Here is a 23,230-nt window from a genome sequence, read left to right as displayed (position 1 = left end):
AATTGGGATAATTTTGATTTTGAATAAGAGGTTTAACCGATCAGTATTTTAAAAATACAGCTGCTAGATGAGTCTTTGAGATTGATTATTAGCTATCACTTTTTAAAAACCAATGCGATTTATCTCTTAAATTAATTTTAAAGATTCTAATTAAAAAATTACATAACATGAAGAATTTTACTCCCATCAATTCTGCAAATAAAGGTTTAGTTGTGATTTTACACTTATTATTGATTAAATTATCAACGAGCTTCAGTAAGAAAATTCAATTTAATTTCTTTACTTATTTTATGATGATAATTTTACTTTGTAATACTTCATCTTTTGTTTATGGTCAAGCCACCATTACAACAAATCCCTCAAATTTGCAGATAAATACTGCTATAAATGGGAGTGGAATAGTAATTGTAGGAGGAACATTATCTGGAGGTGCAGCTGCTGCTACATTGCGTGCCAATCAAGTTGCTACTTTTTCGAATGGTGTCAGTGGTGCTGGTTTAAGCATAGCTAGTGGGGCTTATTTTACTACAGGAAGTGCTCCTTTCGAATTAGCAAATAGAAATACGGCTATTCAAAGAAGTTCTAACCCTGCAGGAGCTACAACAGTATCAGATCCTAACTTATCTACAATTGATGCTACTGCAACACGCGACTTAGTATCGTATTCTTTTTCGATAACTTTAGCAGCAAATGTTTCGGGGCTACTTTTTAGCTATCAATTTGGATCAGAAGAATATCCAGATTATGTAGGTTCTAATTTTGATGATGCTTTTGGTTTTTTTGTTTCTGGACCTGGTATTACTGGAGTTCAGAATTTCGCAACATTACCAAATGGTAGTGCCACATCAATCAATAAGGTAAATGCGGGTACTCCTGGATTCAGTTCACCTGCAACTCCTGTTGCTGCATACGATGGTTCTCAATCTGCTTTGTATATTAATAATGGTCATATTACAACTGTTACTGGAGGTAAATACAACCAGAATGTTGCGCCTCAACCTGGGCCTTTTCCTGTTTTTACAGAGCATAATGGTTTAACAAGAGCGATAAAAAAATCCATTAAAGGTTTAACTCCTGGGGGTACTTATACTTTTAAAATTGTAATTGCTGATGCTGGTGATGCATTGTTGGATTCTGGAGTTTTTTTAGATCAAATACAAGGCATCACATCTTCAGATCTTTCTATTTCTAAAACTGTCAACAACGCAAGCCCAAATGTGGGAAGCAATGTTGTTTTTACACTTACAGCGAGCAATGCAGGTCCTAGTAATGCGCCAAGCACTATAGTTACCGATATGTTGCCATCAGGTTATACTTTTATTTCTGCTACTCCAAGTGTTGGTACATACAATTCTTCGACAGGAGTTTGGGATATCGGTTTATTAAATGTAGCCTCTTCACCAACTTTACAAATTACTGCCGCCGTAAATGCTACAGGTTCTTATTCAAATAGTGCTTCTATATCATCTACAGACATTACCGATCCTACATCGGGTAATAATACCTCTAGTGTTACTCCAACACCGGTTGCCCAATCTAATGTTGGTATCACAAAAACGATAAATACTGCTAATCCAAATGTTGGTAGTAATGTTACTTTTACCTTAACGGCTACTAATGCAGGACCAAGTGCAGCAACAGGAGTAAGTGTAGCAGACATTTTACCTTCTGGTTATACTTTTGTAAGTGCTAGCACAGCTACAGGAACCTACACAAGTGGAACAGGTATCTGGTCTATTGGTACTTTAGCCAATGGATCGAATGCTACTTTGTCTATTATTGCAACAGTAAATGCCACAGGAACGTATACCAATAGCGCGAGTATTGCTGCTAATGAAGCCGATCCTACACCGGGCAATAACACTTCTAGTGTTACTCCAACACCAGTTGCTCAATCTAATGTTGGTATCACAAAAACTATAGATACTGCTAATCCAAATGTTGGTAGTAATGTTACTTTTACCTTAACGGCTACTAATGCAGGACCAAGTGCAGCCACAGGAGTGAGTGTAACAGACATTTTACCTTCTGGTTATACTTTTGTAAGTGCTAGCACAGCTGCAGGAACCTACACAAGTGGAACAGGTATCTGGGCCATTGGTACTTTAGCCAATGGATCGAATGCTACTTTGTCTATTATTGCAACAGTAAATGCCTCAGGAACGTATACCAATAGCGCAAGTATTGCTGCTAATGAAACTGATCCTACACCAGGCAATAATACCTCTAGTGTTACTCCAACACCGGTTGCACAATCTAATGTGGGTATCACAAAAACTATAGATACTGCTAATCCAAATGTTGGTAGTAATGTTACTTTTACCTTAACGGCTACTAATGCAGGACCAAGTGCAGCCGCAGGAGTGAGTGTAACAGACATTTTACCTTCTGGTTATACTTTTGTAAGTGCTAGCACAGCTACAGGAACCTACACAAGTGGAACAGGTATCTGGTCTATTGGTACTTTAGCCAATGGATCGAATGCTACTTTGTCTATTATTGCAACAGTAAATGCCACAGGAACGTATACCAATAGCGCGAGTATTGCTGCTAATGAAGCCGATCCTACACCGGGCAATAACACTTCTAGTGTTACTCCAACACCAGTTGCTCAATCTAATGTGGGTATCATAAAAACTATAGATACTGCTAATCCAAATGTTGGTAGTAATGTTACTTTTACCTTAACGGCTACTAATGCAGGACCAAGTGCAGCCACAGGAGTGAGTGTAACAGACATTTTACCTTCTGGTTATACTTTTGTAAGTGCTAGCACAGCTGCAGGAACCTACACAAGTGGAACAGGTATCTGGGCCATTGGTACTTTAGCCAATGGATCGAATGCTACTTTGTCTATTATTGCAACAGTAAATGCCTCAGGAACGTATACCAATAGCGCAAGTATTGCTGCTAATGAAGCTGATCCTACACCGGGTAATAATACCTCTAGTGTTACTCCAACACCGGTTGCCCAATCTAATGTTGGTATCACAAAAACGATAAATGCTGCTAATCCAAATGTTGGTAGTAATGTTACTTTTACCTTAACGGCTACTAATGCAGGACCAAGTGCAGCCACAGGAGTAAGTGTAACAGATATTTTACCTTCTGGTTATACTTTTGTAAGTGCTAGCACAGCTACAGGAACCTACACAAGTGGAACAGGTATCTGGTCTATTGGTACTTTAGCCAATGGATCGAATGCTACTTTGTCTATTATTGCAACAGTAAATGCCACAGGAACGTATACCAATAGCGCGAGTATTGCTGCTAATGAAGCCGATCCTACACCAGGTAATAATACCTCTAGTGTTACTCCAACACCGGTTGCACAATCTAATGTGGGTATCACAAAAACTATAGATACTGCTAATCCAAATGTTGGTAGTAATGTTACTTTTACCTTAACGGCTACTAATGCAGGACCAAGTGCAGCCGCAGGAGTGAGTGTAACAGACATTTTACCTTCTGGTTATACTTTTGTAAGTGCTAGCACAGCTACAGGAACCTACACAAGTGGAACAGGTATCTGGTCTATTGGTACTTTAGCCAATGGATCGAATGCTACTTTGTCTATTATTGCAACAGTAAATGCCACAGGAACGTATACCAATAGCGCGAGTATTGCTGCTAATGAAGCCGATCCTACACCGGGCAATAACACTTCTAGTGTTACTCCAACACCAGTTGCTCAATCTAATGTGGGTATCATAAAAACTATAGATACTGCTAATCCAAATGTTGGTAGTAATGTTACTTTTACCTTAACGGCTACTAATGCAGGACCAAGTGCAGCCACAGGAGTGAGTGTAACAGACATTTTACCTTCTGGTTATACTTTTGTAAGTGCTAGCACAGCTGCAGGAACCTACACAAGTGGAACAGGTATCTGGGCCATTGGTACTTTAGCCAATGGATCGAATGCTACTTTGTCTATTATTGCAACAGTAAATGCCTCAGGAACGTATACCAATAGCGCAAGTATTGCTGCTAATGAAGCTGATCCTACACCGGGTAATAATACCTCTAGTGTTACTCCAACACCGGTTGCCCAATCTAATGTTGGTATCACAAAAACGATAAATGCTGCTAATCCAAATGTTGGTAGTAATGTTACTTTTACCTTAACGGCTACTAATGCAGGACCAAGTGCAGCCACAGGAGTAAGTGTAACAGATATTTTACCTTCTGGTTATACTTTTGTAAGTGCTAGCACAGCTACAGGAACCTACACAAGTGGAACAGGTATCTGGTCTATTGGTACTTTAGCCAATGGATCGAATGCTACTTTGTCTATTATTGCAACAGTAAATGCCACAGGAACGTATACCAATAGCGCGAGTATTGCTGCTAATGAAGCCGATCCTACACCAGGTAATAATACCTCTAGTGTTACTCCAACACCTATAAATATAATTGCCGCGATCACAGAGACTACAACTCCAATTAATGGCAATACAGGCGGTACTACACCAGCCTTGACCGCCAATGATACTTTGAATGGCAATCCAGTTGTGATTGGCACTAATGCAGGAGAAGTAACCCTAACAGGGGTGAGTGTTCCATCAGGATTGACTTTAAATGCAGACGGTACTCTTAGCATTGCCGCTAATACTCCAGCAGGAAATTATACTGTGAGCTATACGATCTGTGAGGTAACCAATGCATCTAATTGCAGTACGGTATCAAGTATTGTGGTGGTGACTCCAGCGAGCATTGCCGCGATCACAGAGACTACAACTCCAATCAATGGCAACACAGGCGGTACTACACCAGCCTTGACCGCCAATGATACTTTGAATGGCAATCCAGTTGTGATTGGCACTAATGCAGGAGAAGTAACCCTAACAGGGGTGAGTGTTCCATCAGGATTGACTTTAAATGCAGACGGTACTCTTAGCATTGCCGCCAATACCCCAGCAGGAAATTATACCGTGAGCTATACGATCTGTGAGGTAACCAATACATCTAATTGCAGTACGGTATCCAGCATTATTGTGGTGAGTGCCGCGAGCATTGCCGCGATCACAGAGACTACAACTCCAATTAACGGTAATACAGGCGGTACTACACCAGCCTTGACCGCCAATGATACTTTGAATGGCAATCCAGTTGTGATTGGCACTAATGCGGGAGAAGTAACCCTAACAGGGGTGAGTGTTCCATCAGGATTGACTTTAAATGCAGACGGTACTCTTAGCATTGCCGCTAATACTCCAGCAGGAAATTATACTGTGAGCTATACGATCTGTGAGGTAACCAATGCATCTAATTGCAGTACGGTATCAAGTATTGTGGTGGTGACTCCAGCGAGCATTGCCGCGATCACAGAGACTACAACTCCAATTAACGGTAATACAGGCGGTACTACACCAGCCTTGACCGCCAATGATACTTTGAATGGCAATCCAGTTGTGATTGGCACTAATGCAGGAGAAGTAACCCTAACAGGGGTGAGTGTTCCATCAGGATTGACTTTAAATGCAGACGGTACTCTTAGCATTGCCGCCAATACCCCAGCAGGAAATTATACCGTGAGCTATACGATCTGTGAGGTAACCAATACATCTAATTGCAGTACGGTATCCAGCATTATTGTGGTGAGTGCCGCGAGCATTGCCGCGATCACAGAGACTACAACTCCAATTAACGGTAATACAGGCGGTACTACACCAGCCTTGACCGCCAATGATACTTTGAATGGCAATCCAGTTGTGATTGGCACTAATGCAGGAGAAGTAACCCTAACAGGGGTGAGTGTTCCATCAGGATTGACTTTAAATGCAGACGGTACTCTTAGCATTGCCGCCAATACCCCAGCAGGAAATTATACCGTGAGCTATACGATCTGTGAGGTAACCAATACATCTAATTGCAGTACGGTATCCAGCATTATTGTGGTGAGTGCCGCGAGCATTGCCGCGATCACAGAGACTACAACTCCAATTAACGGTAATACAGGCGGTACTACACCAGCCTTGACCGCCAATGATACTTTGAATGGCAATCCAGTTGTGATTGGCACTAATGCAGGAGAAGTAACCCTAACAGGGGTGAGTGTTCCATCAGGATTGACTTTAAATGCAGACGGTACTCTTAGCATTGCCGCTAATACCCCAGCAGGAAATTATACCGTGAGCTACACGATCTGTGAGGTAACCAATGCATCTAATTGCAGTACGGTATCAAGTACCATTGCAGTGACTCCAGCGAGCATTGCCGCGATCACAGAGACTACAACTCCAATTAACGGCAACACAGGCGGTACTACACCAGCTTTGACCGCCAATGATACTTTGAATGGCAATCCGGTTGTGATTGGCACTAATGCAGGAGAAGTAACCCTAACAGGGGTGAGTGTTCCATCAGGATTGACTTTAAATGCAGACGGTACTCTTAGCATTGCCGCCAATACTCCAGCAGGAAATTATACTGTGAGCTATACGATCTGTGAGGTAACCAATGCATCTAATTGCAGTACGGTATCCAGCACCGTTGCAGTGACTGCCGCGAGCATTGCCGCGATCACAGAGACTACAACTCCAATTAATGGCAACACAGGCGGTACTACACCAGCCTTGACCGCCAATGATACTTTGAATGGCAATCCAGTTGTGATTGGTACTAATGCAGGAGAAGTAACCCTAACAGGGGTGAGTGTTCCATCAGGATTGACTTTAAATGCAGACGGTACTCTTAGCATTGCCGCTAATACTCCAGCAGGAAATTATACCGTGAGCTACACGATCTGTGAGGTAACCAATACTTCTAATTGCAGTACGGTATCCAGCACTATTGTGGTGAATGCCGCGAGTATTGCCGCCATCACAGAGACTACAACTCCAATCAATGGTAATACAGGCGGTACTACACCAGCTTTGACCGCCAATGATACTTTGAATGGCAATCCAGTTGTGATTGGCACTAATGCAGGAGAAGTAACCCTAACAGGGGTGAGTGTTCCATCAGGATTGACTTTAAATGCAGACGGTACTCTTAGCATTGCCGCCAATACCCCAGCAGGAAATTATACCGTGAGCTACACGATCTGTGAGGTAACCAATACATCTAATTGCAGTACGGTATCAAGCACCGTTGCAGTGACTGCCGCGAGCATTGCCGCGATCACAGAGACTACAACTCCAATTAACGGTAATACAGGCGGTACTACACCAGCCTTGACCGCCAATGATACTTTGAATGGCAATCCAGTTGTGATTGGCACTAATGCGGGAGAAGTAACCCTAACAGGGGTGAGTGTTCCATCAGGATTGACTTTAAATACAGACGGTACTCTTAGCATTGCCGCCAATACCCCAGCAGGAAATTATACCGTGAGCTACACGATCTGTGAGGTAACCAATACATCTAATTGCAGTACGGTATCATCAATTATTAGTGTAGGACAATCTTCTTTGAATGCTATTGAAGATGATTTTACAACTAGTCCAATTAATGGTATTACTGGGGGCATTACGCAAACAGTATTTGAGAATGATTTGCAAAATGGAAAATTTGTAAATGTATTGGATTTTAATTTACAAGTTGTTGGAGAAATGCCAAAAGGTTTTAGCTTAAATGCAAACGGAACAATAACAGTAGCACCAAATACAACAGGAGGTAACTATATGTTAATGTATGAGATTTGCGATAAATTGAATTCATCTAATTGTAGTACGGCTAAGGTTCTTGTTTTTGTTGAAGTTCCATCAATTGCCATAATTAAGACAGCGGTATTTAATGATGAAAATAGTAATGGAAATGCAGATGCTGGAGAAACAATAACTTATAACTTCAAGGTTACTAATACTGGAAATATTCTTTTACACAATATTACTGTTTCAGATCCATTACCTGGTATTATTATGTCAGGAAGTCCAATCGATTTGGATGTAAATGATACGGATGAAGTTTCTTTTAGTGCTCAATATAGCATCACGCAAAATGATATTAATATTGGAAGTGTTAGTAATCAGGCTAGTGTAATGGGTAGTACTCTAAGTGGAATTAAAGTTGAGGATAAGTCAGATAACATAAATAATCTAGGTGATAATCCAACAGTCTTATTATTAAGCGGATGTGTAATCAAAATTTTTAATGCCGTTTCAATAAATGGAGATAGCATGAACGAAAGATTCTATATACAAGGAATAGAATGTTATCCTGACAACACAGTTCAAATTTATAATCGTTGGGGTGTATTGGTTTTTGAAAGAGATCATTACAATAATACCGATGTTGCCTTTAGAGGAATTTCAGAAGGACGTGTTACCATTAAAGAATCAAATGGATTACCAGAGGGAACATATTATTATATCATAAAATATAAAGACCATCAATCTAATCCTCATCAGGAAGCGGGTTATTTGTACTTGACCAAATAATATTCTATGCTAATTAAATGGCTTGTTGAAGTTTGAGCTGTTATTAAAAATGAAAAAAATGAAAAAGTTAATTCTAGTTTTACTGTTTTGTTCAACTGCAAGCTTTGCACAGCAGGATGCACAATTTACACAATACATGTACAATACCATTAATGTGAATCCTGCTTATGCGGGATCACGTGGAGTACTGAGTATTTTTGGTTTATATCGTACCCAATGGGTTGGATTAGAGGGAGCACCAAAAACAAGTAGTTTTTCGGTAAATACGCCATTAAATAATAGCAATTTAGGACTTGGTGTTTCGTTAATCAATGATAAAATAGGCCCAACTACTGAAAATAACTTATCTGTTGATTTGTCTTATTCTATTCAAACATCTGCAGATGCTAAACTTTCTTTCGGTATAAAAGGAACAGCAAATATATTTAATCTTGATCCTACCAAACTATCTCCAGAAAATCAAGGAGATCCTCAATTTCAGGATTTTGCTAATAAGTTTAGACCAAATATTGGCGCTGGAATCTATTGGCATTCTGATAAGGCATATGTTGGTCTTTCTGTACCAAATTTTATTGAAACCGATCGTTATAACGATAATAATATTGCTATTTTCAAAGACAAAATTAGCTATTACTTTATTTCAGGATACGTTTTTAATTTAGATCGTTATGAAATGATAAAATTTAAACCTGCTTTGTTAGCAAAAATGGTAGCTGGTTCGCCACTACAAGTAGATATTTCAGCCAATTTTATGTTTAATGAAAAATTTGTATTAGGAGCCGCTTATAGATGGAGCGCTTCTATAAGTGCAATGGCTGGATTTCAAGTTACTGATGGTTTATATATTGGTTATGCGTATGATCGCGAAACAACCAAGTTGGTAAATTACAATTCAGGATCGCATGAGATTTTCTTTCGCTTTGAATTTTTAAACAAATACAGTCGTATAACTTCACCTAGATTCTTTTAGTTATGAAAATTAAAAAATTAATATACAGCATCTTTTTGTCATTTTTATTTTTTAATACTAATGCTCAGGAGGCTGTATTAAGTAGAGCAGACAGAGATTATAACAAATATGCTTACATAGATGCAATTGCTATTTATGAAAAGTTAGCAGAAGCGGGTTATAGAGAGGAGAAAATTTTTCAAAGATTGGGAAATGCTTATTATTTTAATGCTGAATTAACAAAAGCGCTAAAGTGGTACGACGAATTATTCTTGTTAAATAATCAGCAAGATCCGGAGTATTATTATCGCTATGCGCAAACTCTTAAATCTGTTGGAGATTATTCAGAAGCAGATAAGATGTTGGATATCTTCAATGAAAAAATCAAGACTGACAGTAGAGGTGTCTTGTTTGAAAATAATAAAAATTACCTCGAACAAATTAAATTAAATTCCGGCAGATTTGAAATCGCTGATGCAGGAATTAATTCAACTGAATCCGATTATGGAACCACCATGCTTGATGGAAAATTAGTATTTGCTTCTGCAAGAGATACAGCTAGATTAAGTAAAAATACATTTAGATGGACAAATAGATCTTTTACAAATTTATATACGGCAGTAGTTAAATCAGACGGAAGTCTTGAATCTCCTATACAACTTGATAAAAAGATTAATTCAAAGTTTAATGAATCGACTCCAGTTTTTACTAAAGACGGAAATACAATGTATTTTACCAGAAATAACTTTTTAGCAGGAAAAAGAGGTAAGGATGATAAAAAAGTTACGCTACTAAAACTATACAAAGCAGAACTTGTAAATGATAAATGGATAAATGTTGTAGAATTGCCTTTTAATAGCGATCAATATAGTATTGCGCATCCAGCTTTAAGTGTTGATGAAAAGAAATTATTTTTTGCCTCAGATATGCCAGGAGGTCAGGGACAATCTGATTTATATAGTGTTACCATTAATAATGGCGGTACATTTGGAAAGCCAGAAAATTTGGGGCCAGTTATTAATACTGAAGGAAGAGAAACTTTTCCTTTTATTTCGGGAGATAATGAACTATACTTTGCAAGTGATGGTCGTCCAGGATTAGGAGGTCTAGATATTTTTGTGGCAAAGATAAAAGACGATGCAGGTTTTGGTGATGTGCAGAATATTGGAGAACCAGTTAATACAAAATTTGATGATTTTTCTTTTATAATAGATCCTGCGAGTAGAAAAGGATTTTTCTCTTCAAATAAATCTGGCGGAATTGGCAGTGATGATATCTACAAATTTACCGAAACAAGAAGATTAGATTGCAATAAAAAATTATCAGGAGTAGTCGTAGATTCTCAAACGAATCTGACATTGAGTGATGCGAAGGTAATTTTGCTTGATTCTAATTTTCAACAAATTTTAGAAGTTGTAACGGATAAAGAGGGAAGGTATACATTTGAAGTTACTTGCAATAAAAATTATTATATAAGAGTTTTAAAACAAGACTTTGAAACACACGAAAGTGAGATCAAAATTGGATCATCAAAAGAGAAATATGAACTTGACGTTAAATTAGAAAAACAGATTAAAAAAATAGAAGTCGGAACCGATTTAGCTAAAACATTAGATATTCCACTTATTTATTTTGATTTAAACCAGTCATTTATTACACCCGAAGCTAAATTCGAGTTAGAGAAAGTTTTAGCCGTAATGAAGCAATATCCTAAAATGAAAATAGATGTCCGCTCTCATACAGATAGTAGAGAAAATAAAAATTACAATTTGATTTTATCAAACAAAAGAGCTAAAGCAACAATAGAATGGTTTGTAAAAAGAGGGATTTCTAATCAAAGAATCTCGGGTAGAGGATATGGCGAGAGCCAGTTGGTAAATCAATGTTCGGATAATGTGAAATGTTCAGAAGAAGAGCATAAGATAAACAGAAGAAGTGAGTTCGTCGTGCTTTCAATTAAATAAAAAAAATAGTAGAAATAATTGATAATTAATAGTATTAATAACCAAAGAGCTTGAAATGAAATTAGCTCTTTGGTTTTTTTTTAGCTTGAAATAGCTCCCCCTACTAATGAATATTGATAAGATTGAACTTAGGCAGTAGTTGTAATATTTTTTTAAGACACTGTCCTAAAAAGTGTGTAAGTTTAAAAATAATGGGGTTTGACTTTTTAATTAAAGTTGAACCCTTTTTTCAAATATAGTTAAGAACTGATTGAGTATTAATCCCCAATTATGGATTGGCATTGTCCATTTTTTGGTAGCTTCTCTTAAAGCCAAATATACAGATTTTAAAACTGCTTCATCGGTTGGGAATGATAATTTATTTTTGGTGTATTTTCTAATCTTACCGTTTAGATTTTCGATTAGATTAGTGGTATAAATTATTTTTCTAATCTCAACGGGGAAGTCAAAGAATACGGTAAGCTCTTCCCAATTGTCTTGCCATGATTTTACAGCATATGGATATTTACTATTCCATTTATTAGCAAAATCTTCAAGAGAAGCCCTGGCAGCCTGTTTGGTTGGAGCATCATAAATCTGCTTCATATCTTTAGAGAATTCCTTCTTATCTTTCCACACTACATAACGCGCTGAGTTGCGTATTTGGTGCACTACACAGATTTGAGTCTGTGATTCAGGAAATACATTTTTAATGGTTTGAGTAAAGCCGTTTAGGTTATCTGTAGCAGTAATTAATATATCTTCAACACCTCTGGCTTTTAAATCGGTTAAAACTCCCAACCAAAAACTGGAACTTTCATTCTTGCCCAGCCACATACCTAAAACTTCTTTTTTTCCATCTCGATTCAGGCCTACAGCTAAATAAATAGTTTTGTTAATGACCTTAGAGTTTTCTCGAACTTTAAATACAATCCCGTCCATCCAAACAATTAAATAAACAGCTTCTAGTGGGCGATTTTGCCAAGCTATTACATCATTAGAAACAGATTCAGTAATTCTAGAAATAGTGGAGGTTGAGATATCAAATTTATAGACTTCTCTTATTTGTTCTTCAATATCACTAACGGTCATTCCTTTGGCATAAAGAGAAATAATTACATTCTCTAATCCATCAACCATATTTTGACGTTTTGGAATAATCATGGGATTAAAAGAAGATTCTCTGTCCCTTGGAACCTGAATGTCTGATTCTCCAAATGAAGTTTTTATCTTCTTATTGGAAAAACCATTACGAGAATTAGTTGAAGGCGTCTTTTCGTGTTTCTCATAACCTAGATGAGAATCTAACTCTCCTGATAAAATAGCTTCTATCCCTCGTTTTTGTAATTGAGCAAGAAAACCATTTAGGTCTTCGCCTGTTTTGAATTGTTTTAAAAATTCATCTGATAATAAATCTTCTTTTTTCATAAGACTGTGTAAAAGTTAAAGTTAAAAAAAAATGATGGGTGATTTTAAACCCCATCATTTTTTAACTTACACAGTTAGTGAGACACTACCTTTTTTAATATGGCCTGTAATTTATGATTGAGTATAGTTTTTTATCTATAATGGAGTGCAATCTGGCCAATTTGACCAATAATTTTTATAGAATCTTTAAATGATAATTTAGAGCCATCCATGTGAATCCATCTATTTAAAGGTTTTTCTAAAATTAAGTCCTGAGTTTTTGCAGAGCCATATATTTTTTTCATTCGCATAAAAATCTCTACGTCAAAAACCCATTTTGTTATGAATTTTTCGTTAAAAGTTTTTTCTATGATTTCTCTTGTCATTATTTTGGCGCCACATTGTGTATCATTAATTTCCATTCCAAGAATTTTTCTGATGATGTAATTTATCGTTTTGCTAATGATAGCTCTTGCAGATTGTTTGGTGATGTCAGCTCCCATTCTTGAAATTCTAGAACCAAAAACTAATTTGTATTTAGAGTTATAAATAGTATCTGCCAAATCTTGAAAATCATCAAAATTGGTGGATAAATCGGCGTCTAAAAAACCGATGTAATCAAATTGATTTTGCTTGGCCAAGTGTAACATTCCCAGACGGACAGCTTCAGCTTTTCCACCATTTTTCTCGCAATCATATACGCTAATATATTCTTCTTTTCCTTTTGTTAGTTCATGCAATACGCCCAATGTATTGTCTTTACTTCCATCGTTTACAAAGCACAAATGGTACCCTAAATTTTTATGTACAAAAGACTTAAATTCATCACTAGACAAACGTGTCTCCTCGTTATAACAAGGAATAACAACTCCAATACATTTGTTTTGGATGTATCGCTCTTTCGAATTGGGTTTTTCCGTAACATTTTTTTCGATAGTAGAGCCTATTAATCTTTTTACTCTTGCGCCAATTTCGCTTAAGCTCAAAGGTTTCTTCATGTAATCATCAATTCCCAAATCAAAACCTTTTATAATGACTTCTTCATCAGTGTTACCAGATAAAACCATTACAGGTGTATTGTCTTTTTTGATTTGCTTAATATGCTTGACTACTTCTAGACCAGACGCATGCTCATTTATAGATTCTGTATTAGAAAGATTAGACATATTAATGTCGACAATAACTAAATTTGGTTTTTCACTGTCATATTTGGTAATGGCATCTATTATATTATCTGTACTTACAACTTCATATCCTAAACCACTTAACATTTTTTCTAAAGACAACAACACCAATTGCTGATCATCTACTATTAGTATTTTCATAATATTACATTTAAGTTTATTGTATTGATTTAAAACATTCTATATACATCATTATAATTTTGTCCATTGAAAGGGCACTTGCAGCGTTAAAATTGGCAATAGCTAATTCTTTTCGATAGGCATCATTTGAGATAATTTTATCAATTGCCATAGCTAAAGAATCAGCACTTTCCGGATTGAAAAATTCTCCTTTATATCCCTCATCTTTTATGAGCAAAGTCAAATCGCCCAAATCAGGCATTATAACTGCTTTGCCGTAGCTTCCTGCTTGATGCAATACTCCAGAACTACCAGTAGTAGAGGTATAAGGAAACACCACAATTGTACTATTAGTAAAAATTCGTTCTACATCATTTTCTTCGACATAGCCGGTAAAAATTATTCCGTCAACGTTTTTGTATTTTTCTTGTACTCCATCTAAATATCCAGGTGTGTTTGGACTATCTGTTCCAGCAATTACGACTTCTAATTTTTCTGGATTTGTTTTTCTAACAATTTCGACTGCTTCAATTAAAATTTCCACTTTTTTGTAGGTTCCAAATTTCCCAAAAGCCATAATTTGTTTAGGGCCAGATTTAATTTCAAAATTAGGATTTTTGACTGATTCGAATGTCCCATGTGGTATTAGCATTACATTTTTGGTATGGTATTTAGCATTTAAAACATCCACATATTTATGAATAGTTACTGCAACTTTATTGGCTTTCAAAATGCATCTGGTAATGTTAGTTCCAATAAAATTATAGATCTTCTGCATGAATTTACTCTCTGTAAATCCCGCTTTTTCTAGATCAACTTGTTCTAAAATGTTGTGTAATAAAACCACTGTTTTGTATCCAAAAAATCTCAAAATCATGGGTAACAATAATCCCAAGGCAGAAGGTACTTTTTTGTCTCCAAATTTTACAAACTGAAGATTAAACAAAATCACATCTGGTTGTTCTTCTCGAACTGCATTAAGAACAGAAAAAATAGTGGTGTAACTGTTAAATCTCCAACATTCTTTTACTTTTACCTTTTCTTTTTGGTCAAAGTCTAATTGTTTCGCTTCAGATGTTTTATCGGATAATAAAATTAATTCGGATACTTCTGAGTTTTGAACAAAGTTTTTTACCAAATGATAACCATATTCATTTAGTGTAACTTTACTTGGCGGAAATGCAGTGACTACAGCTACTTTCATATTTAAAATATTACTTTTTATTGTGATTAAAAAAGAAAAAAACCAATTGAAATAATAATAATACCACCATTGCGATGATTTGCATCACAACAACCTGTTCCAGTGAATTATGATAAAGGATTATTAGAATTATTTGTGCAAGTCCAAGAAAGGCTGATATTATCACAGGTACATACTTATTTATGGAAAGAAAATAGTAAGCAAAAATATTTGAAATGGCAAAAATTGAAGTTGCCAATGCGTATTTCCACAACAAGAAAGCAATGGGCAGGTATTTCTCGCCAAACATTAACCGTACTACAATTTCGGGAAATAAGAGTGCACTTAAAACAATTATTGTAGACAAGCAAGCAATATATAAAACATATTTTAACAGAATCGGAAGTGTATCTGCTCCTTCTTTTTTTAACTGTATTACTTTAGGTAAAAGGAGCATTACAAACATCCAAGCGACAAAATATACCACCCTGCCTATTAATGCTAAAGAAGCATATAAACCCGCTTTTTCATTATCAAAATAATGTTTAACCAACATAATATCACTATTGTTAATGATGATTTGCGTTAATTCATAGAAGGCTGTTAAAGCAAAAAATGTAATAATGGATTTTGTGTCTAAATTGTCACTTAGGGTTTGTTTGTTTTTACTGTTAATTATTTTTTGAAAAGGAATCAAACCAAAAGCAAAAGAAATTAAAATCCCTAGTGCGATGATAATAGAAGATTGAATTTTAGGTAAAAGGTAGAGTAACAAAAGTGTTAAAATCAAACGACATAACATTTCAAAATAGTAGGTTTTTGACAAATTTCTCAGATCGTTTTTGCCCTGATATAAACCTCTATTAATACTCATAATAAAATACATTGGAAGTCCTAAACCAAACAAAATGAACATTAGTGAGGTTTTGGTTTTAAAAATTTCTTGCAATTGATGGCTGAATAATAGTACAATACACCCAAACAATACACCAAACAGTAATGCGTACCTAAAAATAAATTTTAAAAAGATATGCAATTGAGTTCCTTCTAGCAAAACTGCATATTTAGCAGTAGTAACCTGAAATGTCATTCCAACAAAAGACAATACTAAGAGTAAAGTTATTAAAATCGCAGCGTCAGCAAACCCAGAAGGACCAAGTATCCTTCCTAATAGTAGATTGTACAAATAATTGCCTGCATTTACAAATAAAATTGTAAGCATAAAAAAATTCTCCGCAGTGATTTTTTTATAAGTATTTTTAATATTCAATTCAAGTGTGTGGTATTAAAAAAATTGTATGATGAAATTTTAAAAAGCTTATTCTTATAAACAAATATAAGAAAAATAAGAAAACTTTAACAAAAATGAAAAGGAATTTATTAGATAAATTCCTTTTCGGCAACAATTAACTAAATCAACATATTTATTATGAATTGTAATTTTTTAAATTAAACAGTACTTTCAGCGAAAGTCTCTACAAGAGCTGTAAACAAACGATGTTTTGTTTTTTTGAAAATAACATCACTATAAATGCTCTAATTACATGCTTCTGGCAATACTTATTTTTAGAATATTATTCTGATGTAAAATTAGAACTCTTGTATGACTTTTTTTGATATTTTAGATGTTTGGTACTGTTTCTTTCGATGAAAGGACATTTTGTACAGTTATATCGTTTTCTTCTATAGAACGATATCGCTATATTTACAAAAACAATAATCTAAAATAAGAGTGATTGAAAGAAACTTCTAATAAATATTTGATAGTAGCCTTACTTTTTGGATTGACTTTCCATGGCAGCGCTATTTTTTTTACTTTAGAAAGTACTTATGATGCTTTAATTCACATGTTTTTCGGAAATCATTATGCCCACAGTTGGTTTGAACCTTGGAACTATAGTTGGTATACGGGTTTTAACGTGATGAGTTATCCTCCATTAGTGCACCAAACCATTGGTTTACTTTCTTTAATTGGAGGTTTGAAATTTGGCATGTTTACTGTTGCCATCGTTGGAATTATTTTATTCATTACAGGAGCTTTTAGATTTTCACTTTTAATAACTGGAAATCGAACCGTTGCAGGCTATTCTGCTATTCTGGCGGTGGTTTCTTCTTCTTTTGTCGAAACATTGCATATTTTTGGACAGCTCCCGAGTATTATTGGAATTTCTGTTTTAATGCATGCACTTCCAGAGATTTATCTTTTTATCAAAACAGGAAAAAAGAAATATTACTTCACATCTTTGTCTTTAATGGCCGTAACTGTTTGTTCGCATCATGTTACACCTTTATTTGGGATGGTATTTTTTGTTTCGCCTTTAATCGGAATGATCATAATGGATACCGCTCGCGAAAATGTCAATTCATTCAAGGAAATCACATTCAAAATATTCTACAAAACATTTCTATCATTATTAAAACGGATTATTCTTTTCTGTGGTAGCGCCGTTTTTCTGCTAGTATTTTGTATACTGCCTTATTGGATTAATTCTAAAGCCAATCCCATTACTCAGGTTCCTATTCCGCATGGGAGTCGCGACAATTTTATAGAAGTGACCTCTTCGGGCTTGATGTTCTTTTTAATACCTTGGGGAATATTACTTTTTATATTGCCTTATATATTTTATCGATATTACAGCAAAAGGTATATTTTTTTCGGATTATCTTTAACCTTGCTAACTGTTTTAGGGACAGGCGGCACAACTCCAATTCCCTTATCAATTTTAGGAAAAAATGCTTTTAATATCCTAACCTTAGATCGCTTTACACTTTGGGCTTCTATAATGAGTTTACCCATTTTTGGTGAATTTGTGTACCGATTAGTTGAAGGTGACTTAAGAACCGCTTTGCAAGTGAAATTTGGTAGTGTTTATAGGAGGATCGTAGGCGGATTATTTGCTGGTTGCTTTTTGTTTTTTGCAGTTTTTACTATGACGTTAGGGTATTTTAGACCCTTGCAACCGCAAAAAATTAACTTTTTACCAATTGTCAATTTCTTAAATCAGGATCAGCATGATCATTGGCGGTTTTTGCCATTAGGTTTCGGTGATCAGATGGCCTACTTATCGACACAAACAAAGGCAATGACGGTTGATGGAAATTACCATTCGGCAAGAAGATTACCAGAATTGACTTCTCGTGCGGTAGAAAGGCTGGAAAACTCCAAATTTCGAGGACTTGAAGGCATTGGTTCATTGCAACAATTTCTAACGGTTCCTGAAAAATACAATTTGAAATATGTTTTTTCTAACGATAAATTCTACGATCCAATTCTCTATTTCTGCGGTTGGCATCGATTATCACAATTAGAAAATGGTATAATGGTCTGGGAAAAACTAAATGTGCAGCCCTTGTCCAAAATTCTTCCAAAAGATGAAGTACCGATCTATTTGAAATTAATGTGGGGAATTATTCCATTGTTAACGATTCTTGTGGCTTTTATACTTAATGTTCAGATGATTTGGTTGCAGGCCTTAAAAATAAAGCCTTTAGAAAAACCTTCTTTCAATAAGTATGGAATTGTTTATGCTAATTTCCCAAGAGCGATGATAAAATTTCTACACATTTGGACAGGAATTTTACTGCTAATTATAAGCTTTGGAGTATATCGCATTTACATCAAAAATGCTACTCAGATTAGTCCTGAAAATGTTGTAAAAGCATATTATGATGCTCTAGATTTTAAGTTTTTTGATAAAGCGCACTCATATATTGTTCCTAATAAAGAATACTCGGTGGCGCAATTTATGTTAGAAATTTCTGTTTCTGATGGTGTTCTTAATTCTTACGCAAAATTAGATGCTATCGAAACTAAAATTGTTCAGCAAAGTAAAGATAAAGCCAAAATCATTGCAACGACCAAATGGGTTACACCATTAGAATTAATTGAAAAAAAGTACACACATGACGTTCAGAAAATAAAAGGGAAATGGTTTATCATTCCAGATAAAAAAGATACCGATATTCCTCCGGACGAATTCATGTCAGACAATATTAATTCGTATTACAAGCAAGGTAGAAGAAAGATAACTACTCAGCAAACCTACCATGAAGATGTGTTGCGTCAACCAGATTTAGAAATTATATCGGCAAGTTTGGTAAAAATTGACAGTCAATATATAGTGATTGGTGAAGTTCAAAATATAGATAATGTTCCCGCAGATGTCGTATTGAAAGCTACTTTATATGATCGAAATGATAAATCGATTGCCGTATTCAACGCGAAGTATACTATTAAACATAAATTGATGCCAAAAGAAGTCACTAGTTTTAAGGTTAATTTTGAAGATATTGCGTGGTTAAAGCCAACTGATGTAAAACCAACTACTTTTAACCCCGATGAATTTACACCAAAAGAATTGAAAAATATTCCCACCACATTTGATATTCAAAGTGCAGGAAATGTAGCGACCACAGACTTGTATAATTCGGTTGCTATTTCAGATTTAGTGATAGATAATAACCAGATCAAAGGTACTTTATTCAATTACGGAATTCAAGAAGTGACCATCCCAGAGCTTTTAATTTCGTATTACAATGATAAAAGAGAATTGGTTTATGTTGATCATCAGTTTGTAAAAGAGGGTGTTCGCATTCAGCGTAAGCAATATTTTACGTATAATTTGTCAAGAGATTTGAAACCTGTTATTATAAAATCTTCAACAGAAAATTGTTTTGTAAATGGTTTAAAATCAGAAGTTCTTGCTCGTGCGGTAATTCCAGTGCGAAATAGTAAACGAGAAAATGCACAAATGCAAAGGGTTAAAGGACATAAAGGGTATTCGTTTATTAAAATTGAAATCAATAATTACGTTGGAAATCCTAGATAATGAAGAATAAAGTCTGTATATTTTGTTTTTGTTTGTTTACTATATTATTGGTATCAGTCACTTTATTGCCTAAAAAACAAACGGGCGCTATTGGATTAATGACGCAACAGAAGACCTTTATAGCGGGTACCAAAATAACTTTAGATTTTAAGGTAAATTCCTCAAATAGACCGAAGTTGTTTTTAATTCATTCTTTAGGAAAAACACTTTTAGATGGTACTGTAAAAAATGATAAATTAACTTTTACTCTTCCTGAAAATTATGCTAAAAAATCGGGTCGTATCGATTGGTTTTTGGTTGTAAACGGAGAAAATAAACTACAGGGTAACTTTCAAATTTTGCCCAATAACGATACTAAAACGGGTATAGAAAATTATTTAGGTCCGCCAAGTACGTTGGTAGGAGATGGTCATTTTGTAATGTACGTTACGATTCCGACAGATGACTTTGATAATCCGAAACCCGAAAATACTCCCGTAATTTTTAAAACTCAGTTTTTAAACGCTATTACGGCTCAAACGGTAAAAACGAAAGATCTTATTGCTTGGAAAATAGTTAATGCTCCGACAAAATCTGGAATAGTTTTACTCTCTGCTCAATGCAATGCTACAATTACTAAAGAATTTGATGCTGTAATTTTTCCTGGAATCGCTACAAATTTCATAATTTCATTTACCAGAAATCATCAATTTGCCGATGGAAATCAAATAACGACCTTAAAAACGGCTGTTATTAAAGACAAATTTGGTAATGTTGTAAGCGACGGAACTATGGTGTCATTTGTCATTTTTACTACTAATAATATGGTTTTAAAATCATTTGGAACAACAATAGACGGAGTTGCAACCGCTCAGATTTTGCATCCTGATCACCAAGATGTTTATACTGCAAAAGCTTATGTGGCGGGAATAGCAGAAAGTAATTCTATAGTAATTAACTACAAACCGATTAATCCGAAAATTGAATTTGAATTTTCAAAAGATAATCGAACTATAATAGTTGGTCCGTTGCGTAGTTTCATGAATCAGCTAGTTCCTGACGGAATTAAAGTGACTCTAAAAGTGTATCATCATAATCAACTCGTAGCAAATTTGCAAGAAGATAGCGTAAAAGGCAATGCTGTTTTTACTATTTCATCTGAATATTATAAAGAAAAAAAATATTCATTTGAAATTTCAACCTTAGGAAGTATTCAAAAAATAGAAGAAAAAAATTATGATAGTAATTAACAATAAAAATAATTATCGGGCAATTTTAATAGTTTCATTTATTGCGATTAATATTTTGGTATTATTTGCAATTAGTGAAATTTTAGGCTACTTAAATTCGGGAGCAGATAGAAGTTCGATGCTGCATTTAGAAAAAGAGACCTCAAATACATATTTACCAAAAGTAACGTGGGAAACCTTAAAAAATCAAGGTAGACCGATGGAAAATCAAACCATCCAGAAAATTGAGAGGCATTATTTGTTTTCTTATGTAATAAAAAATAATGCTCTCAAAAACAATGTTAATGATGGAATTGACGATTATTTTACAGAAAGTTCGAGAAAGCAATTAGAACAAATTATAGCCTATAATAAGGCCAAAAAAATTTCGATCCACAGTACGACAATTGAACATCATCCATCTTTAAATTTTTATAGTGAAGATGGCCAACAAGTCGTTTTTACTGATAAAAATGTAGTTGAATTTCAAAATATTTATCAAGATAACAAGCTTATAACTTCTGTTCGGGACACCGCAAATTATAAGGTTTTAATGCTATTAGAGGATGGGTTTTGGCGTATTCGACATTATGTTCGGATGCAAAAAGAAAAGAGTTTGGTTGCTGTAGAATTAAATAAAAAAATATACACAGTAAAAGAAAATGAAATTTTAAAAAATGGTGTTCCCTATATCATAAAAGGTATTAATTATTATCCTAAAAATTCTGCTTGGGATATGTTTGGGAATAAATTTAATAGAGATACGATAGCCGCTGATTTTGACATTATTACAAAAGCAAAACTCAATACGATTAGGATTTTTGTTCCTTATGAAGAATTTGGTAAAGCAGAGATTTCACAAGAGAAATTAGATAAGTTAAAAATAGTTTTAGACTTGGCAGAAGAAAAAAAACTAGCTGTAATCGTTACATTATTCGATTTTTATGGAGATTATGCTCCAGAAAGCTGGACTTTAACGCATCGCCATGCAGAGAAAATTGTGACTACTTTTAAGGACTGCAAAAGTATTATTGCTTGGGATATTAAAAACGAACCTGATCTAGATTTTGAATCGCGCGGGGAACAAAATATAAAGCCTTGGCTGGAAGAAATGATTGCTACTGTTAAGAAATTCGATCCTAATCATTTGGTCACTATTGGATATTCTAATATTGTATCGGGAGAGATACTAAAAGATAAGGTAGATTTTATATCGTATCATTATTATGAAGATATTTCACTTTTTGAAGACAAGCTTGTTGTTTTAGAAAAAGTAACCAAAAAGCCTTTGGTAATGCAAGAATTTGGACTTTCATCCAATCGTGGACTTTGGAGTTGGTTTGGTAATTCAAAAGAAGATCAGGCTGATTATCATAAACAAATGCAATCCATATTCAAAAAGAGACAATTGGCATTTGTATCCTGGACTTTATATGATTTTCCAAAAGTTCCAGATAAAGTTGCTGGAAAATGGCCGTGGATAAAAAACAAACAAAAACAGTTTGGATTCATCGATTCAGAAGGCAAAAATAAACCTTCTTTTTTGTATATTAATTATTGATTTTAATTTTCATGATAGTACTTCACTAAAATTACATTGCCTTTACTGATTTTAATTTGGATAAAAGCTTACAGCTTTTGGGGCAAAAAAGGTGATCATGTTTTTGGTACTTGGCAACTCTTTTTTGAATTTGTAGGTAATTTCAAAATTGATTTTTAAAAATGCAAAAGTCCAACAGTAAACGGCAATGTAATTCTGGAAGTAACTGTAATAGTGGCATAATATTGGTGCAAACAGGATAATGGCAATGACAAAAATGAAATAAAAAAATACTTTAGTCGGTCATGTTTCTGACAGTTTTTGATTTTTTTTTCTGTGTTTAATGGTTTTTCATGCTCATGAAAATTTATCAATTATTTATAATTAATTTTTACTCTTTTGTTTCTTAATTCTGATACGAATTTAAGCTGCTCATAGGATTTTTTTTTATTTTTTTCGATGATTAGCAGTTTGCTGTAGACG

Annotated in this window: 10 protein-coding genes; 6 read left to right on the top strand and 4 right to left on the bottom strand. The window is 34.9% G+C overall.

Features of this window, described 5'->3' with window-relative positions; translation table 11 throughout:
* Nucleotides 1-167: 167 nt before the first annotated feature.
* From LNP22_RS17405 to LNP22_RS17395, 3 genes are read left to right on the top strand one after another with little or no spacing between them, the layout of a single operon-like run.
* Nucleotides 168-8,384 (top strand): choice-of-anchor L domain-containing protein, encoded by an 8,217-nt coding sequence (locus tag LNP22_RS17405; RefSeq protein WP_229974584.1) that lies wholly within the window; start codon nucleotides 168-170, stop codon nucleotides 8,382-8,384.
* Between the two features lie 58 nt (nucleotides 8,385-8,442).
* Complete coding sequence (locus LNP22_RS17400) at nucleotides 8,443-9,354, top strand: PorP/SprF family type IX secretion system membrane protein (protein WP_229974583.1); 912 nt, start codon at nucleotides 8,443-8,445, stop codon at nucleotides 9,352-9,354.
* A 2-nt stretch (nucleotides 9,355-9,356) separates the two neighbouring features.
* Nucleotides 9,357-11,297, top strand: coding sequence for an OmpA family protein (locus LNP22_RS17395; RefSeq protein ID WP_229974582.1), 1,941 nt, complete (start codon nucleotides 9,357-9,359; stop codon nucleotides 11,295-11,297).
* A gap of 210 nt (nucleotides 11,298-11,507) precedes the next feature.
* Here LNP22_RS17395 and LNP22_RS17390 read toward each other — a convergent pair whose 3' ends face one another.
* The 4 genes from LNP22_RS17390 to LNP22_RS17375 form a co-directional block, all read right to left on the bottom strand.
* Complete coding sequence (locus LNP22_RS17390) at nucleotides 11,508-12,704, bottom strand: IS256 family transposase (protein ID WP_229974581.1); 1,197 nt, start codon at nucleotides 12,702-12,704, stop codon at nucleotides 11,508-11,510.
* 131 nt (nucleotides 12,705-12,835) lie between these two features.
* Complete coding sequence (locus tag LNP22_RS17385) at nucleotides 12,836-14,008, bottom strand: response regulator (RefSeq protein ID WP_229974580.1); 1,173 nt, start codon at nucleotides 14,006-14,008, stop codon at nucleotides 12,836-12,838.
* 16 nt (nucleotides 14,009-14,024) lie between these two features.
* Nucleotides 14,025-15,191, bottom strand: a complete 1,167-nt coding sequence (locus LNP22_RS17380; RefSeq protein ID WP_229974579.1) for a glycosyltransferase — start codon at nucleotides 15,189-15,191, stop codon at nucleotides 14,025-14,027.
* A gap of 10 nt (nucleotides 15,192-15,201) precedes the next feature.
* Nucleotides 15,202-16,440, bottom strand: a complete 1,239-nt coding sequence (locus LNP22_RS17375; RefSeq protein WP_319616491.1) for an MATE family efflux transporter — start codon at nucleotides 16,438-16,440, stop codon at nucleotides 15,202-15,204.
* A 466-nt stretch (nucleotides 16,441-16,906) separates the two neighbouring features.
* Here LNP22_RS17375 and LNP22_RS17370 point away from each other — a divergent pair, with 466 nt between their 5' ends.
* Genes LNP22_RS17370 through LNP22_RS17360 form a run of 3 tightly spaced genes read left to right on the top strand, consistent with a single transcriptional unit; the run spans nucleotide 16,907 to nucleotide 22,768 of the window.
* Nucleotides 16,907-19,999, top strand: coding sequence for a hypothetical protein (locus tag LNP22_RS17370; RefSeq protein ID WP_229974578.1), 3,093 nt, complete (start codon nucleotides 16,907-16,909; stop codon nucleotides 19,997-19,999).
* A gap of 32 nt (nucleotides 20,000-20,031) precedes the next feature.
* Nucleotides 20,032-21,228 (top strand): hypothetical protein, encoded by a 1,197-nt coding sequence (locus LNP22_RS17365; RefSeq protein ID WP_229974577.1) that lies wholly within the window; start codon nucleotides 20,032-20,034, stop codon nucleotides 21,226-21,228.
* A complete protein-coding gene (locus tag LNP22_RS17360; protein WP_229974576.1) occupies nucleotides 21,215-22,768 on the top strand; it encodes a cellulase family glycosylhydrolase in 1,554 nt (517 codons plus the stop codon). The genes LNP22_RS17365 and LNP22_RS17360 overlap by 14 nt, the downstream gene beginning before the upstream one ends.
* Nucleotides 22,769-23,230: the final 462 nt, after the last annotated feature.

Origin of the sequence: Flavobacterium flavipigmentatum, assembly GCF_020911905.1 — a bacterium.
In the GTDB taxonomy this organism is placed as follows: domain Bacteria; phylum Bacteroidota; class Bacteroidia; order Flavobacteriales; family Flavobacteriaceae; genus Flavobacterium; species Flavobacterium flavipigmentatum.
The sequence above is the reverse complement of the archived record's forward strand: the minus strand, read 5'-3'. Positions and strand labels throughout refer to the sequence as shown.

What these genes read in the sequence shown, in the direction of transcription:
- LNP22_RS17390 (WP_229974581.1), bottom strand. Translation starts at nt 12,704, where the DNA reads ATGAAAAAAGAAGATTTATTATCAGATGAATTTTTAAAACAATTCAAA.
- LNP22_RS17360 (WP_229974576.1), top strand. Translation starts at nt 21,215, where the DNA reads ATGATAGTAATTAACAATAAAAATAATTATCGGGCAATTTTAATAGTT.
- LNP22_RS17405 (WP_229974584.1), top strand. Translation starts at nt 168, where the DNA reads ATGAAGAATTTTACTCCCATCAATTCTGCAAATAAAGGTTTAGTTGTG.
- LNP22_RS17400 (WP_229974583.1), top strand. Translation starts at nt 8,443, where the DNA reads ATGAAAAAGTTAATTCTAGTTTTACTGTTTTGTTCAACTGCAAGCTTT.
- LNP22_RS17385 (WP_229974580.1), bottom strand. Translation starts at nt 14,008, where the DNA reads ATGAAAATACTAATAGTAGATGATCAGCAATTGGTGTTGTTGTCTTTA.
- LNP22_RS17380 (WP_229974579.1), bottom strand. Translation starts at nt 15,191, where the DNA reads ATGAAAGTAGCTGTAGTCACTGCATTTCCGCCAAGTAAAGTTACACTA.
- LNP22_RS17395 (WP_229974582.1), top strand. Translation starts at nt 9,357, where the DNA reads ATGAAAATTAAAAAATTAATATACAGCATCTTTTTGTCATTTTTATTT.